Annotated in this window: 9 protein-coding genes and 4 pseudogenes; 5 read left to right on the forward strand and 8 right to left on the reverse strand. The window is 60.0% G+C overall.

The features are described from left to right. Positions 1-94 precede the first annotated feature (94 nt). Positions 95-3,476 (forward strand): annotated as a pseudogene (locus RS887_RS19680) (Ig-like domain-containing protein). Positions 3,477-3,696: 220 nt separating this feature from the next. On the opposite strand, the gene RS887_RS19685 reads toward RS887_RS19680, so the two are convergent. From RS887_RS19685 to RS887_RS19695, 3 genes are all read right to left on the reverse strand, one after another. Beyond that, positions 3,697-4,281 carry a YceI family protein gene (locus RS887_RS19685; RefSeq protein ID WP_322616655.1) on the reverse strand — a complete coding sequence of 195 codons (585 nt, stop codon included), beginning with the start codon at positions 4,279-4,281 and terminating at the stop codon, positions 3,697-3,699. A 138-nt stretch (positions 4,282-4,419) separates the two neighbouring features. After that, the gene (locus tag RS887_RS19690; RefSeq protein WP_322616656.1) at positions 4,420-5,091 is read right to left on the reverse strand and encodes a phosphoribosyltransferase; all 672 of its coding nucleotides are present in this window, start codon (positions 5,089-5,091) and stop codon (positions 4,420-4,422) included. A gap of 194 nt (positions 5,092-5,285) precedes the next feature. Beyond that, the gene (locus RS887_RS19695) at positions 5,286-6,644 is read right to left on the reverse strand and encodes an MATE family efflux transporter (RefSeq protein WP_322616657.1); all 1,359 of its coding nucleotides are present in this window, start codon (positions 6,642-6,644) and stop codon (positions 5,286-5,288) included. Between the two features lie 220 nt (positions 6,645-6,864). Here RS887_RS19695 and RS887_RS19700 point away from each other — a divergent pair. Together RS887_RS19700 and RS887_RS19705 are read left to right on the forward strand one after the other, a co-directional pair. Beyond that, positions 6,865-7,062, forward strand: a pseudogene (locus RS887_RS19700) (hypothetical protein); the annotation flags it as partial. Between the two features lie 236 nt (positions 7,063-7,298). Next, positions 7,299-8,279: an NAD-dependent epimerase/dehydratase family protein gene (locus RS887_RS19705; RefSeq protein WP_322616658.1), complete on the forward strand. Its 981-nt coding sequence runs from the start codon at positions 7,299-7,301 to the stop codon at positions 8,277-8,279. Here RS887_RS19705 and RS887_RS19710 read toward each other — a convergent pair. Further along, positions 8,245-8,658, reverse strand: coding sequence for a MerR family transcriptional regulator (locus RS887_RS19710; RefSeq protein ID WP_322616659.1), 414 nt, complete (start codon positions 8,656-8,658; stop codon positions 8,245-8,247). The genes RS887_RS19705 and RS887_RS19710 overlap by 35 nt on opposite strands. A 588-nt stretch (positions 8,659-9,246) precedes the next feature. On the opposite strand from RS887_RS19710, the pseudogene RS887_RS19715 reads away from it, so the two are divergent. Beyond that, positions 9,247-12,553: pseudogene (locus tag RS887_RS19715) on the forward strand (Ig-like domain-containing protein). Between the two features lie 406 nt (positions 12,554-12,959). Here the strand turns inward: RS887_RS19715 and RS887_RS19720 are convergent. From RS887_RS19720 to RS887_RS19735, 4 genes and pseudogenes are all read right to left on the reverse strand, one after another. Next, positions 12,960-13,427, reverse strand: a complete 468-nt coding sequence (locus tag RS887_RS19720) for an NUDIX hydrolase (RefSeq protein WP_322616660.1) — start codon at positions 13,425-13,427, stop codon at positions 12,960-12,962. Positions 13,428-13,755: 328 nt separating this feature from the next. Beyond that, complete coding sequence (locus tag RS887_RS19725) at positions 13,756-14,559, reverse strand: alpha/beta hydrolase (protein ID WP_322616661.1); 804 nt, start codon at positions 14,557-14,559, stop codon at positions 13,756-13,758. A gap of 20 nt (positions 14,560-14,579) precedes the next feature. Continuing rightward, positions 14,580-14,882, reverse strand: a complete 303-nt coding sequence (locus tag RS887_RS19730; RefSeq protein ID WP_322616662.1) for an AzlD family protein — start codon at positions 14,880-14,882, stop codon at positions 14,580-14,582. After that, positions 14,879-15,364: pseudogene (locus tag RS887_RS19735) on the reverse strand (AzlC family ABC transporter permease); the annotation flags it as partial. The pseudogene RS887_RS19735 and the gene RS887_RS19730, both read right to left, overlap by 4 nt. 750 nt (positions 15,365-16,114) lie before the next feature. Between RS887_RS19735 and RS887_RS19740 the strand changes: the two are divergent. After that, positions 16,115-16,315 carry a hypothetical protein gene (locus tag RS887_RS19740; RefSeq protein WP_322616831.1) on the forward strand — a complete coding sequence of 67 codons (201 nt, stop codon included), beginning with the start codon at positions 16,115-16,117 and terminating at the stop codon, positions 16,313-16,315. Positions 16,316-16,349 lie beyond the last annotated feature (34 nt).

The following is a 16,349-nucleotide window of genomic DNA, read 5'->3' on the forward strand; positions in this document are numbered from 1 at the left end:
TTTGTCTTTCCCGGATCTCCCCGCCATTGGCGCACCTCTTGCATCGAGCGAATTGCGAACGTCAGCCACACCGGCGCGCCCCGAGGGAAACAAGATGAAACACACACCTGACATCAAGTCGCTTGGCCTTTTCAGGAAACCGGGCATCGCCGCTGTGATGCTGATCAACATCAGCCTCGGCAACGCCAACGCCGCACCGCTGGATGATGTCAGCTATCCGCCGCCAACGGACCCCTCGGCATATACCAATCCGCCGGCCGACCCCAAGGCCGCGCTGGATGCCATACTGGCCATGCCACCCGCCAACCAGGGAGCCATCGCCCTGCCCAATGGCATGTACGGCACCCGCACCACGCCAACCACCGACAACGTGTTGCCGCCAGCCCAGCAAACATCATTCAAGATCCCCACTAACGGCAAGCCCAGCCCATTGTTCGGGGCGCAGCCGTACACCCAGCAATTGCTGCTGTTCGAAGAGTTCGGCACGGAAAAACTCGACCCGACACTGCCGGCACCGCCCCTGACCTTCCCGGTGCCGACCGTCGGCCCGGCGCCCACGCAGGACCCGAACAACATCGCCCGCAGCGGCCCTTCGGCCACGGCGCTGGAAGCCTTCATGCGCCAGCCCGGGCTGTACCCGTATCCGTCGCAGTATTCCAACGTGCTGGACCGCAACCCGTGGAAAACGCAGATCGAAGCCTTCCTCAACCGCCATCCGGTCGGCTCGCCGGCCGAAGGTCGTCCGCCAGGAAAAGGCTGGTCGCACCAGCGCTGGAACGAGTTCTACCCACAGGTCGCCTTCAAGACCGTGCAAGCCGGCGCCAAGCTCAATGGCGGCATGCGCGACCGCCGCCAGTTGCACAACTACGCCGTCGGTGAGTTCGGGCCTGGTGGGCTCTATAACCAGACCTCGGACACTCCGATAATAGCGGGCACCACCAAAGGCATCGATACCCGTTTCCACCCCAACATGCCGATTCAGAACCACAAGGCGCTCTGGACCTTCGACGGCACCTTTCCGCCAAAACTGTTGATGGTGCGCTACGGCCAACCGGTGCTGATGCGTCACTACAACGCCTTGCCGATCGATCCGGCGGCCAACATGGGATTTGGCCTGCACACCCTCACCACCCACGAACACAACGGCCACTCCCCGGCCGAAAGCGACGGCTATGCCAATGCGTTTTTCTTTCCGGGGCAGTACTACGACTATCGCTGGCCGGTGCAACTGGCCGGTTACGACACCATCAACACCAGGGCTGAAGATTCTCACGCGGCGTTCCCCTGCGCCCCGGGCGAAACCCTGTATGTCAACGATGCCACGCCGGGCCTGAAGACGTGCAACAACGGCAGCATCAAGATCCGTGGCGACTGGCATGAAACCATGAGCACCCACTGGTTCCATGACCACATGCTCGATTTCACCGCGCAGAACGTCTACAAGGGCAACGCGGTGATGATGAACTACTACAGCGCCATGGACCGCGGTAACGAAGCCTTCGAAGACGGCGTCAACCTGCGCCTGCCCAGCGGTTCGGCGCTGCCCTGGGGCAACCGTGACTACGATGTGAACCTGATGGTGGCCGACAAGGCCTGGGACGCCAATGGTCAGCTGTGGTTCAACCCGTTCAACACCGATGGCTTCCTGGGCGATCAGATCCTGGTCAACTGGCAGTACCAGCCACGCCTGAATGTGCGCGCGCGCAGCTATCGCTTCCGCATTCTCAATGGCTCGGTGTCGCGTTTCTTCAGGATCGCGCTGGTGCGTGAAGTCGCCGGCACCGGCGGCGAGTTCCCGGCCCGGCAGGTTCCGGCCTGTCTTATACCCGCGTGCCGTTCCACATGATTGCCAACGACGGCAACCTCATGGAACACGCCGTGCCGTTCGACGGCAGCATGGACCTGGATGGCGACGGTGACATGCAGAACCACAACGCCATCCTGCCGACCATCGGCATTGCCGAGCGGTTCGACATCATCGTCAACTTCGCGAAAAACGGGATCAGCGTCGGCGACAAGCTGTACTTCGTCAACCTGATGGAGCACCAGAGCGGCAAGGGTCCGGAGCCTGTACCGCTGAGCCTGGCCGACGTGCTGTCCGGGAAGTACAAAGCGGTGCTCAAACAGGGCAGCAAAGGGCTGGAATGGGACAACGGCGACCCGGTGGTGGGCAAGTTCATGCAGATGGTGGTGCAGCCTTATGCCGGCCAGGACGTGAGCATGAACCCGCCGACTACGAACCCGCCAAACCGGGTAAAGCGGTCGGCAAGGTCATGATCCCGCTGACGCTCAACCGCGACGATCCGGTGGTGCAGGCCAAGCTCAAGGCAGCGCGGCATCGTGAGTTCATTTTCGGCCGCTCCGACGGCACCGACGCAGCCCCCTGGACGATCAAGACCGACGGCGGTTTCGGCTACAGTATGGACCCACGCCGGATCGACGCCGCTCCGCAACTGGCCAACGGCCCGACCGATGCCGGGTTCTCCGGCGACGGCACCCTTGAGGTGTGGAAAATCAAGAACGGCGGCGGCGGCTGGAGCCACCCGGTGCATGTGCACTTCGAAGAGGGCATCGTCCTCCACCGTGACGGCAAGGCGCCACCGGAATGGGAAAAATGGGCACGCAAGGACGTCTATCGCATTGGCGAGGGCATCGACAGCTCGCAGGAAGTGGAAATGGCGATCCACTTCCGTGAATTCGCCGGGACCTACATGGAGCACTGCCACAACACCCAGCACGAGGACAACGCCATGCTGCTGCGCTGGGATATCGAGCACCCCGGCCAGTTCCAGTTGATGCCAACGCCCCTGCCCGGCTGGGATGGCGTCAACTACGTCAACTCCGCCGCGCTGCCGACCTTCCGCACTGGCGATACCCGTGCCAATGACGGCGATAACAAAAAACCGATTGCCAACCCCGACAGCGCGATCAGCAACAACGGCCAACCGCTGACCATCAACGTCCTGGCCAACGACAGCGACCCTGACGGCAACGTGCCACTTAAAGTGGTGGGTCTGGCGCAACCGGACTCCGGCAAGGGCACGGTCAGCACCGATGGTCTGCGCGTGACCTACACACCACCGGCCACGGTCCCCGCGCCGTTCACCGCGACCTTTACCTATAAGGCCGTGGATACCAAGGGTGCGGAGTCGGCACCGGCGACGGTGTCCGTGGCGGTCTCGGCAGCGGTCGTCGAGAACCTGATCGTCACCAGCGCTACCGTCACCGCCCGCAGCAACAGCCGCTACTACTGGGTGCTGTCCGGCACCACCTCGCGTGGCACGGGCAATACCATCACGGCGACTGCCACGACCACAACCGGTACGGTGAACCTGGGTGCTGCCACCCTGACGCCTACGGCGACAGGCGCGCGCTGGAATATAGCGGTGACGACCGTCGGCGGTGGCCCGTCGCCCAGCCCGACGGCGACCATCAAATCGGCCTTCGGCAAAACCGTGACGGTGCCAGTGCACTAGAGCGGATTGATCGACGCCCGGTCCATGCAATGTGGATCGGGCGTTTTTCTTTGTGAGTCGCAAGGTAGTACCGAGCAAAGTGCCTGGCATTTGCACTGACGGTCAGGGCCGCTATCGCGAGCAGGCTCGCTCCCACATTTGGATCGACGTCAAACACCAGTCTTGTGTTCGCTGAAGATCCCCCTGTGGGAGCGAGCCTGCTCGCGATCGGGGTCTCCAGTCACCGCTGCGGCGCCACCATCCGAAAACGGATATTGATCTCGTTGGACACCACACTGTCCGCCCACTCGCCCTCGCCCATCTTGAAGTCGTCACGCTTGAGCACCAGTTGGCCATCGAAGATGCCAATGGAGCTCTCCGATTTCAGCAGCACCGGCACACTCACCTCCCGCGTGATCCCGCGCAGGGACAGTTTGCCGGTGATGGTGTAGCGGTTATTGCCGAGGGTCTTGATGGACGTCGACTTGAACGTCGCCACCGGATACGTCGTCGTGTCGAACCACGCCGGTTTTTGCAGTTCGGTATTGGCGTCGCTGCTGCCGGCGTCGATACTTTTGAGGTCGATGGTCAGCCCGGCATGGGCGGCGCCGGGGTTTTCCGTGTCGAAGTCGAGATCGGCCTTGAACTTGCCGAAGGTGCCGTAGACTCTCGAACCCATCTGCTCATAAGTGAAACTCAAGGTGCTGGCCTTGGCATTCACTTCCTTGTATTCCACGGCTTCAGCGAACGGCGCCAGGCTGAACTGCACCGGGCCGAACACAAACGTGCCGGCCAGAGCGACGCAACGCGCGGATCGAAGGTTCATGGCACTCTCCGGGAGGGCTCCCGTCTTGAGTTGGCATGCCGCACAAAAAGGCTGGCACCAGATGGACTAAAGCAAACAACCGGCGTTTATTCCACCTCACGCGTTGATTTGCGACCACCTGTCGATGGCGCTTCAGCGCTACCCGCACTCCCCGCGTTGCCACGCCCGCTGCAACAGTTCGATCACCTCGGTATCCGAGGTCTGGGCAAAATCCATGTACCAATGCCCAATCGAAGTGAACCACTCGGGCATCAGCGGGCAGACCAGTTCATCCACCTCGCTGCGCAGTGCCTCCACCGTATCGATCGGTGCCACCGGCACCGCCACCACAATGCGCGATGGCGCCTGCATACGCAGCGCCTGGATCGCCGCCCTCATCGAAGCGCCGGTGGCCAGGCCGTCGTCGATCAGGATCACCACCTGATCCTTGAGCTGCACCGGCGGCCGCGTGCCGCGGTAGACCTTCTCGCGGCGCAGCAACTCGCGGGTTTCCCGCTCTACCACGGCGTCGAACACGGCGCGATCAATCGGGTGCACCCGCAGCGCCTCTTCATTGAGAATCCGGATACCGCCACTGGCAATCGCGCCCATGGCGTACTCCGGGTGGGACGGCACGCCAAGCTTGCGCACCAGCATCAGGTCCAGGCGAACCTTCAGCGCCGTGGCCACTTCATAGGCCACCGGCACACCGCCACGGGGCAAGGCCAGAACGATGACATCGGCTCGGTGGGCATAAGGCAGCAGCGGCTCAATCAAACGCCGCCCGGCCGCTGGCCGGTCTTGCAGGATGGAATGGGACAAGGGGCTCATGTGAAAACCTCCCCAGGCGATGGCGCCTGTCGGTGAATCCTGCTCCCACTGATGAAGTGCCTGATTTTCAGTGTGCACAAGATTACAAACACCACAGTCCCTGTGGGAGCGGGCTTGCCCGCGAAGACGTGAGAGTGTCAACCTCTGCATCAACTGAACCACCGCTATCGCGAACAGGCAATCAAAAAAACCACCTACACCAACCGCTCAATCTTCTGATGCTGCCACACCAGTTTGTAATACAGCGTCTGCAACGCCAGCATCCCCAGGTACGCCACCGGAAACGCCATCCACACTCCTTGCAGCCCGAACTTCGCATCCAGCAGATACGCCGCCGGCAACTGCACACCCACCACGCACACAATGGAAATCGCCACCGGCACCATCACCGTGCCGCTGGCACGCATGATCCCGCCGATGATCGCCTGGAAGCCGAACACCAACAGGCTCCAGAGCATGATGTGCAACAGGTGCTGGGCCATGGTCCGCGTTGCCTCTTCAGTGAGGAACGACGCCAGCAGCCAATGCGACAACAAGTACCCGAGCACCACCAAGCCACCGGTCAGGCACACATTGATCATCAACCCCGTACGCAAAATCGGCCCCATGCGCTCGATGCGCCCGGCTCCGATCGCCTGCGCCCCGAGGATCGACGCGGTAATCGCAATCGACAACGCCGGGAACTGCACGTAATTGACGATCTGCGTGACCGCGCCATACGCCGCCGTCGCCTGGGAACCGTGCTGGTTCACCAGCGCCAGAATCACCAGTTCCGACAGCGACAACACCACCATCTGCAAGCCGGTGGGCAACCCGATGCGCAGCACCTTGCCGAGAATCGCCATGTCCAGCTTCATCGCCGCAAAGAACTCACGGTCCGGCGCCAGCGGATGACCCTTGCCAATCAACCGCCACGCCAGCAATCCCATCGCCACCAGGTTACCCACCAACCCGGCAAACGCCGCACTCTGAATCCCCATCGGCGCAAAACCCAACCACCCGCGAATCAACGTCGGCGTCAGCGCCAGCCCGACAATGGTCGACACCACCAGCGCCAACAACGGCGACAAGGTATCGCTCACCCCACGCAACAACTGCGTGAACAACACAAACACCAACAGCGACGGCATGATCCACAACATCACATGGGCATACGCCACCGCATCGTCCAGCACATCCGCCGGCGTCCCCAACCCCACCAACGCCGATCGCGCAAACACACTCCCGACCACCGCCGCCGCCAACCCGATCAACACCCCCAACAACAACGTCGCCCCGGCAATCGCCTTCACCAGATGCGTCTCCCGCGCACCCCACGCCTGCCCGATCAACACCCCCGCGCCCGCACCGAGACCGATGACCAGGGCGATGAAGAAAAACACGATGGGGAACATGCCCGACACCGCTGCCAGTGCCTGGGTGCCGAGCATCTGGCCGATGTAGATGCTGTTGACCGTGCCGGACATGGATTGCAGGAAGTTCGACAGGACCATCGGGGCGAGGAACAGCAGGTAGGTTTGCCAGAGGGGGCGTTGGGGGATTGCGGTTTGCATGAGCGAAGGTCCATCTCGACGGCAGGAGCGATGATTAAGGATAGCGTTGGCGGCTGAAACCAAGGGGCAGTGAACATCTCAGGTCTGTGTTTATATTTCCAGCGACGTGATGTGAAAGGTCTGAAGTTTCATCATCGAAGGTCCTGCACAAAGCTCGGAATGCCTCACCTTCCCCTGCAGATCTTGTGCGGTTTATAGTCGGCGCCGTCACCCATTATGGCTGGCGGATTACCGAATTCGTGCGGTTACGCAGGTGCTGGAGAACATTGCCTGCCGGGCTGAGATTGGTTGCGACACGGTGGTGTTGGCCGACTTTTACAAGTTGCTGGCCATTCCGTTGCGTCGACCGGTTGAATCCACAGCTGAGAGCGGACGGTCGGATACGTTTAGAAAAACCGGGGCGATTCAAGTCCCGTAAATTGAGGGAGGGTAATACTGGATCAGTTTCAATGCCTGGTTGCTCCCCCCGACCTCTGCAGCATCAATATCGTGGTCTATCCCCTGGTGCTCAATCGTGATTTTCCACGAGCCGGTGAAGACCCTGTGCAGTCACCTACGACGGGGCCTGACGCCAGCGCTTGACTCTGTCCCTAAGGGCAACCCGCACCCTGCCTTATCTGTTTCAGGCTTCTCAGTCAGCGGATAAGGCAATCCATGAATACGCTATCGATGGTCACGGGTGCCAATGGGCATCTGGGCAATACCTTGGTCCGGGCGCTGCTCGCCCGTGGGCAACAAGTGCGCGCCGGGGTCCGTGACCCGGACCGAAACACAGCCCTGAACGGGCTCGACTGCCAGATGGTACGCGCCGAACTGCAAGACCCTGATTCACTGCGCCAGGCCCTGCAAGGGGTGGACGTGCTGTACCAGGTGGCGGCAGTGTTCAAACACTGGGCGAGGAATCCACACGCCGAGATCGTCGACGTCAACGTACAAGGTACGCGTAATGTACTGCGCGCCGCCGCCGAGGCCGGGGTCCAGCGCGTGGTCTATGTCAGCTCCGTGGCAGCGGTTGGACACAACGGTCAGCGTCTAAATGAAAACAGCTGGAACACCGATCAGCAAAACCCGTACTACCTCTCAAAAATCCTCTCTGAACGCGCCGCCTGGGACACTGCTCAGGCCTATGACCTGCCGATGGTCGCGGTGTTGCCCTCGGCAATCATCGGCCCTCATGCCACGCGGCTGACCGACACTATGGGATTTCTTGCGGCCGTGCTGGCGCGCAAACTGGTGCTGGACCCGAACTTTCATTTTAACTTTGTCGATGTGCGCGACGTGGCCGATGGCCTGATCCGCGCGGCTGAAAAAGGCCGCCCCGGCCAGCGCTACATACTGGCCAATCAGCGGGCTTCATCACTGGCAGAGGTAATCGAGGCGCTCAACACGCTTTGCCCCGGCTATCGTCTGCCGCGCCGCGCTCCAAAAGCCTTGCTGTTACTGATCGCCTGGCTGCAAGAACAGCGGGCACGGTACACCGGTCAGCCAGCCGAATTGCTGCTCAGCCAGGTGCAGATGTTTTATGGGGTGCGTCAGGTTTACTGCATCGATAAAGCCATCAATGAGCTGGGCTACCAGCCGCGCTCGCCGCAGAACGCCCTCAAGCAGGCGTTTGCGCACCTATTGGCGCGCTGATACTGGGCGCAGCACCAGGCACTGACGTGGGGGCGAACTTCTGGTTGATCTGTTGTTGCAACTGCGTCAGGTACTGCTCCAGATTCTGCAAGGCCAGGATCTGCGCTTGCAACTCTAAGCGCTTGGCCTCAATGCCCTGATTGGCCAGTGCCAGGGGAAACGGTGCCTGATGTTTCTTGGCTGCCAGCAACTCGCTCATCTCCCCCAGTTTGAACCCCACCGCCTGGGCGCTGCGGATCATCTGCACCAGCGTCAAGTGATGGGCCGTGTACAGCCGATAACTGCCACGGCGCTGTGGGGTCAGCAGGCCCAGTTGCTCATACAAACGAATGGCTTTGGGAGTGCACCCCGACAACTTGGCAAGTTCACCTATGTACATACATCGCCCTCTCCCTCATCCAGCTCCAGCCCGCAGTTTACTGGCTGTGGCCAGATGTTGTCTTGGCATACCCGGTGTTCATACAGGTTCCGTCAACAGCACTGTCTTGTAAGGGAAGAGGGGACAGATTTGTTTTCCATCCATGTATTGGCCACTCTTGGCCGATTTCTGCCGGCCTTCACCGGCAACTTTGGGTTGACTGTTGCCCTTCATAACAGGCAGAAACCGGCCAGGAGCGGCCCTTCTCGAACGGTTAAATCCATGCCGCTGCTCTCTCCATAAATGGGGGAACTACACCCACCCAACCGGGCGTTTTCCTCTAATTTGAGGAGTATCCCCCACTCCCTCCTCTCCCCAACCAGAAACATTTAGAAACATCCTGCTAATTAATTTGAACTTTTTCTTCGCCCCACGGTAATGGCTCATTAGTTGCACCACCCCCTGATACCCGCAACTGCTGTCGTCCCGGACATCATGGAGACGGCGGGGCTTGCCAAACCCGGTATGACTTGAGGGGGGAAAATGAAACGCGCAACAACACCATACAACTCTATCGCCCTGCTGCGCAGGTCAAGCCTGCCCTGTGCGATGCTCCTTACTCTGGCCACGGCAAACGCCGCGCCGCTCGACGATGTCAGCCAGCCGCCGCCAACAGATCCTTCGGCGTATACCAACCCGGCTGCCGATCCCAAGGCCGCGCTGGATGCCCTGCTCGCCATGCCACCCGCCAACCAGGGTTCCATCGCCTTGCCCAATGGCATGTACGGCACCCGGACCACGCCACGGGCCGACAACGTACTGCCGCCGGCCCAGCAAACATCCTTCAAGATCCCCACCAACGGCAAGCCCAGCCCGTTGTTCGGGGCGCAGCCGTACACTCAGCAACTGCTGCTGTTCGAAGAGTTCGGCACGGAAAAACTCGACCCGACACTGCCGGCACCGCCCCTGACCTTCCCGGTGCCGACCGTCGGCCCGGCGCCCACGCAGGACCCGAACAACATCGCCCGCAGCGGCCCTTCGGCCACGGCGCTGGAAGCCTTCATGCGCCAGCCCGGGCTGTACCCGTATCCGTCGCAGTATTCCAACGTGCTGGACCGCAACCCGTGGAAAACGCAGATCGAAGCCTTCCTCAACCGCCATCCGGTGGCTCGCCGGCCGAAGGTCGTCCGCCAGGAAAAGGCTGGTCGCACCAGCGCTGGAACGAGTTCTACCCACAGGTCGCCTTCAAGACCGTGCAAGCCGGCGCCAAGCTCAATGGCGGCATGCGCGACCGCCGGCAAATGCACAACTATGCCGTGGGCGAGTTCGGGCCTGGCGGGCTGTACTACCAGACTTCAGACATCCCGACCACCACGGGCACCACCAAAGGCATTGACACCCGTTTCCACCCCAACATGCCGATTCAGAACCACAAGGCGCTCTGGACCTTCGACGGCACCTTTCCACCAAAACTGTTGATGGTGCGTTACGGCCAACCGGTGCTGATGCGTCACTACAACGCCCTGCCGATCGATCCGTCGGCCAACATGGGTTTTGGTCTGCACACCATTACAACCCACGAACACAACGGCCACTCCCCGGCGGAAAGCGATGGCTTTGCCAATGCGTTTTTCTTTCCCGGACAGTACTACGACTATCGCTGGCCGATGCAACTGGCCGGTTACGACACCATCAACACCAAGGCTGAAGATTCCCACGCAGCGTTCCCCTGCGCCCCGGGCGAAACCCTGTATGTCAACGATGCCACTCCGGGCCTGAAAACGTGCAACAACGGCAGCATCAAGATCCGTGGCGACTGGCACGAAACCATGAGCACCCACTGGTTCCATGACCACATGCTCGATTTCACCGCGCAGAACGTCTACAAGGGCAACGCGGTGATGATGAACTACAGCGCCCTGGACCGCGGTAACGAAGCCTTCGAGGACGGCGTCAACCTGCGCCTTCCCAGCGGCTCGGCATTGCCCTGGGGCAACCGCGACTACGATGTGAACCTGCTGGTGGCCGACAAGGCCTGGGATCAGAACGGCCAGCTGTGGTTCAACCCGTTCAACACCGACGGCTTTCTCGGTGATCAGATCCTGGTCAACTGGCAGTACCAGCCACGCCTGAAAGTGCGCGCACGCAGCTATCGCTTCCGTATTCTCAACGGCTCGGTGTCGCGCTACTTCAGGATCGCCCTGGTGCGTGAAGTCGCCGGCACCGGTGGCGAATTCCCCGGCCCGGCAGGTTCCGGGGTGTCTTATACCCGCGTGCCGTTCCACATGATCGCCAACGACGGCAACCTCATGGAACACTCCGTGCCGTTCGACGGCAGCATGGACCTGGACGGTGACGGCGATGTGCAGGACCACAACGCCATCCTGCCGACCCAGGGTATCGCCGAGCGGTTCGACATCATCGTCAACTTCGCGAAAAACGGCATCTCCGTGGGCGACAAGCTGTACTTCGTCAACCTGATGGAGCACCAGACCGGTAAGCAGCCGGAAAAAAACCCGCTGAGCCTGGCCGATGTACTGTCCGAGAAGTACAAAGCGGTGATCAAGCAGGGCAGCAAGGGACCGGAATGGGACAACGGCGACCCTGCAGTGGGCAAGTTCCTGCAGATGGTCGTGCAGCCTTATTCTGGCCATGACGTGAGCATGAACCCCGCCGACTACGAACCCGCCAAGCCGGGCAAACCGGCCGGCAAGGTCATGATCCCGCTGACGATCAACCGCGACGATCCGGCGATGTAGGCCAAGATCAAGGCGGCACGGCATCGCGAGTTCATTTTCGGCCGCTCCGACGGCACCGATGATGCCCCATGGACCATCAAGACCGACGGCGGGCCAGGCTAACATGGACCCCGCCGGATCAGTGCCGCCCCGCAACTGCTCGGCTGACCGATGCCGGCTTCTCCGGCGACGGCACCCTGGAGGTGTGGAAAATCAAGAACGGCGGCAACGGCTGGAACCACCCGGTGCACGTGCACTTCGAAGAGGGGACCATCCTCACCCGCGATGGCAAGGCACCGCCGGAATGGGAGAAATGGGCACGCAAGGACGTCTATCGCATCGGTGAAGGCATCGACAGTTCGGTGGAAGTGGAAATGGCGATCCGCTTCCGTGAATTCGCCGGGACCTACATGGAGCACTGCCACAACACCCAGCACGAGGACAACGCCATGCTGCTGCGCTGGGATATCGAGCACCCTGGCCAGTTCCAGTTGATGCCAACGCCCCTGCCCAGCTGGGACGGCGTCAACTACGTCAACTCCGCCGCGCTGCCAACCTTCCGCACCGGCGATACCCGTAACGCCGACGGCAATAACAAAAAACCGATCGCCAACCCCGACAGCGCCACCAGCAACGGCCAACCGGTGACCATCAACGTCCTGGCCAACGACACCGACCCCGACGGTAACCTGCCACTCAAAGTGGTGGGCCTGGCGCAACCGGACTCCGGCAAGGGCACGGTCAGCACCGATGGCGTGCACGTGATCTACACGCCACCGGCTACGATCCCCGCGCCGTTCACCGCGACCTTTACCTATAAAGCCGCGGATGCCAAGGGGGCGGAATCGGCACCGGCGACCGTGTCCGTGGCGGTCGGGGCAGCGGTCGCCGAAAACCTGATCGTCACCAGCGCGACCGTCACCGCCCGTAGCAACAGCCGCTACTACTGGGTGCTGTCCGGCACCACCTCGCGTGGCACGGGCAATACCATCACGGCGACGGCCACGACCTCGGCCGGTCCGGTGAACCTGGGGGCTGCCACCCTGACGCCTACGGCTGCAGGCGCGCGCTGGAATATAGCGGTGACGACCACCGGCAGTGGCCCGTCGCCTGGCCCGACGGCGACTGTTACCTCGGCCTTGGGCAAAACCGTGACGGTGCCGATAGGGGCGCACTGAGTAGAACCTGGCTGTAGCAAGAGGGCCTCATTGAGGCCCTCTTGCTACAAGCAAACTGACACCTTGGCTGGTTGCCAGTGTTCAGAAGACTGGCACCTCAAGCCGTAGCCCGGATCCAGAGCTTCCATCACCGATGGACGAACTATCTATACAGGGTCGGTTGCAGCCCTTGGTGACAGGCAACAATCGGCCGATTCTGTTGAAAAAGTCGGTCTGCCCAAATTGCCTGATCATTGACTAGTGAAAATGCCTTTTTGCACGCTGCTACGTGAAATCAGAGTCCGGAAGCCTCTGCCAAAAGTAAGGATTTCAATCTCGGGCGCGTCCTTTTCTGATGCGCAAACCATGGCCGACTTTTTTCAACAGAATCGGCCAGAAGCAGCCGCTCGAAAGCCGCTTGCGAACATCAAGTCGGAGCTTCGGATGATATGTTTGTGCTTTGATCATGAGCCAATACATAACCTTGCGCTGTCAGCGTGGCAGTCAGGTACCGTAATGCTCGACGGAAGACCGGATGACAGTCGGCAAACGGCAAATCATCGAGCGGAGCCCAAAAAAAGCTGAAGGTCTGACCGTGGTCATCGAGCGTGTGATGAGTCCATTGCTCCGGCAAAAGTGCCTGCGTGTAACACAATTGAAATGACCATATCTGGTCGAGATGCGCGGCGTCCCAGCAGCCCATATCGCTGACAACCGAGGCGGCTTCTATGCCTGATTCTTCGCTCAATTCACGCAGAGCGGTCTGAGCTGGAGTTTCACCTGTCTCGATTGTCCCTTTGACCAGTTGAACGCCTGCTATTGGATGGCGGAACAGAAGGATGTGTGTGCCAGGAATACTGGAGAGGATGACCGGGCAAGCCTTGTTCGGTGACATGGCGATTTCCTTATCGGCAATGAAGCACACATCTTACGGCCTTATCCCTTACGCGAGCGGCCAGATATTCAGATGTCCGCTTGGGGTCGGTTTGAGCCCGTCGTGGAAGGCAGCAATCGGCCGATTCTGTTGAAAAAGTCGGCAATGGTTTGGGCATCAGAAAAGTACGCGTCCGAGATTGAAATCTTTACTTTTGGCAGAGGCTTCCGGACTCGGATTTCACGTAGCAGCGTGCAAAAAGGCGTTTTCACCAGTCAATGATCAGGCAGTTTGGGCAGACCGACTTTTTCAACAGAATCGGCCAGAGGCAGTCAGAATCAGTCATTCATCAATGGCTGATTCGAAGAAATCGACCGACTGCATCCAGAACGACATCGGGGGCCTCTCGATGGGGGACATGATGACAATTTTCCAGTATCCGGTATTCCCCGGTCGCCGTCGCAAGCCTGGCGATGCGCTTGGGGTGCAGAACGGATCCGTACTCGTCTTGCTCTCCATGAAGTGCAAGCAGCGGGCAGTGAATCGAGTCAGTGGCGTCTTCAATTGTCCAGCCGCTAAATGCCTCCGACAGCCAGGTATCCGTCCAGGCTGACAGCACCCAATGCGCTTTATCGCCATGATATTTCTCAAGACGCGCCATTTGCCCTGGCGCCTCAAACTGCGCCTTGGCTTCCCGAATGCCGCACAGCGTCTGCTCTTCGACGAACGCTTGCGCTGAAACGGTGATCAATGCAACACAGCTCTGTGGGTACAAGGAGGCGCAGTTCGTTGCCATCGCGCCGCCGACACTATGGCCCATGGCGACAAAGCGATCGAATTGGAATTCGGCCCTGACAAACGCGAAGAAGCGCTCGGCTTCGTCGCGAATGAAATGCATGGGCAAGTTCCCCGGATACGGATCCGACTGCCCGAAGCCGAGTCGGTCATAGGCAATCACTTCGCGCTTTGTGGTCTCACAGAGTCGCTCAGGAAAATTTCGCCACAGTTCGACGCATCCCAGGGAATCATGAAAAAGAATGATCGGCGGTTCTACCTGGCTGTATTCCACGCCCGCTGGAAACCAGCGCCGGGTAAACAGTCGTCCATGGGGCGTATCGATCCAAAGCGTTTCGGCACAGACAAACGATGACATTGGAATCCTCAACTGATCATTCAGGCGGATAAGAGTAAACGAAGTGTTCCGGTCGCGAGGACAGCGATCAGCACGACCGGAAAAATCGGCAGACGGGTGGCGGCAATAAGTGTCAGCGCCAGGGCAATAAGGTCGGCAGGGTTTCCATGGGCGAATTTGGGTGCAATGACGGCGATCAGCACACAACCTGGCGCCGCCTGCATGACCTCTTGCGCAATGGGGCTCAGCGTCCTGTTGCGCAGCAGGATGAAGCCCAGCACGCGGGTCAGGTACGTTACAAACGCCATCGCCATGACGATGAGCAAAGTCAGGCTATCGATCATGATTTCGCCCATAGATAAGCGGCGACAAGCCCTGCCACGGTACCGGCCAGCACATACCAGCCCCCGGGAATCAGCAGATAAAACGTGGCACCCGTGACCAGGCTGAACAACCAGGGCACCGCTGCCTGTACACCCCGCCACATGCCTCTGAGCAACACCAGAAACACCGCCGCGAAAGCCATATCAAAACCATAGCTATGCAGGTCTCCCAGCACCGGCCCGATGACCGCCCCGAGCAAGGTGAACATTACCCAAGTCAGCCAAAGACAGAGCGATACCCCCAGAAAATAGACCAGGCTGAAGCCGGGAATACCCGACGCCTCTTCACGGCGTTTCGTGTCGGCCAAGCCCATGGCCCAGCTCTCGTCACACATGAAAAACAGAGACGGCAGTGTTTTTTTCAACGGCAAATGCTGGAGGTAAGGGGTCAGCGCCGCCCCCATCAGCAAGTGCCGGCTGTTGACCAGCAGCGTCATCGCCATTCATTTGAAAAAATCTGTTTCCTGAATCGCCCTAGACGTAAAGCATTGGCTTCGGTTTCAAGCTCCCGCTGGGTGGCATCCGAGCGAATGTTCCCCATAGGTGGGGAATCTCACTTTTTTTGGGGGGATTGAGGGTCAGTTTTCGGCCGGAGGCGGCTAAGAACGTAGCGCTAGAGGAGCCAGGCCTCTGTCACTCAAACGGCTTGATTATTGCGTGTTCCATTTCATGAGTATCTCAGCACCCAAACTACAGAGCACCAACAGAAACTGTAGTTTCTGGGAGATTAATGCCATGTGGAATCACCCTTTGATGTTTGCGGCTTACTACCTGCTTTTCACCCTCACCATTGGCTGGTTGTGGTCCATTGCTATCCTGTATCTGCTTTGATTCCCGAGCACTGCCACAACTGTCCACCCCCAGGCACACTGGTGTCCGGTCTCCCCCAATCGACTCGTTCGATGAAGTTCTTCAGACCTGCTCCCCCCTCCCTGCTTTTCAAGATCAACAAAAATCAACTCGCCCTGGAAGCTGCCATCATGGAACTGACGAACCGGGTCAAGCAGCGGGAAGACTCACAGCGGATACGCCAACGGGTGGATGAGGCCGTTCGCCCTGCGGACCGATCCACAGCGTTACCCGTAACGACCCGAACCGAAGTGAGAAAATCCCACTACGCTCAACCGGAAAGGAACCCCCGCGCCGCTAGCCGAGGCCCTGCTACGCTGAGAGTATTCCCAGGAGGCAGAACAATGCAGTTACATGAAGCCCACGTCGTGAATGAGTTGACCAATTACCGCGAGGTGAACATGGCGTTACAGGACGGCTGGAAGCTGTTGGCGGTGATGTCAGCATCGAGCGTGACCGACCCGACGCGCATCCAGGTGCACTACGTGGTGGGTAAGCCCAAAGACAACGCCGCGCCTAAGTCGGGCGGATTTACCGTCGCGTAGGAAGTCCCACGCTTTACGAGTAACGGGACATTCG

This window comes from Pseudomonas sp. BIC9C (genome assembly GCF_034541995.1).
GTDB lineage: Bacteria > Pseudomonadota > Gammaproteobacteria > Pseudomonadales > Pseudomonadaceae > Aquipseudomonas > Aquipseudomonas fluorescens_CC.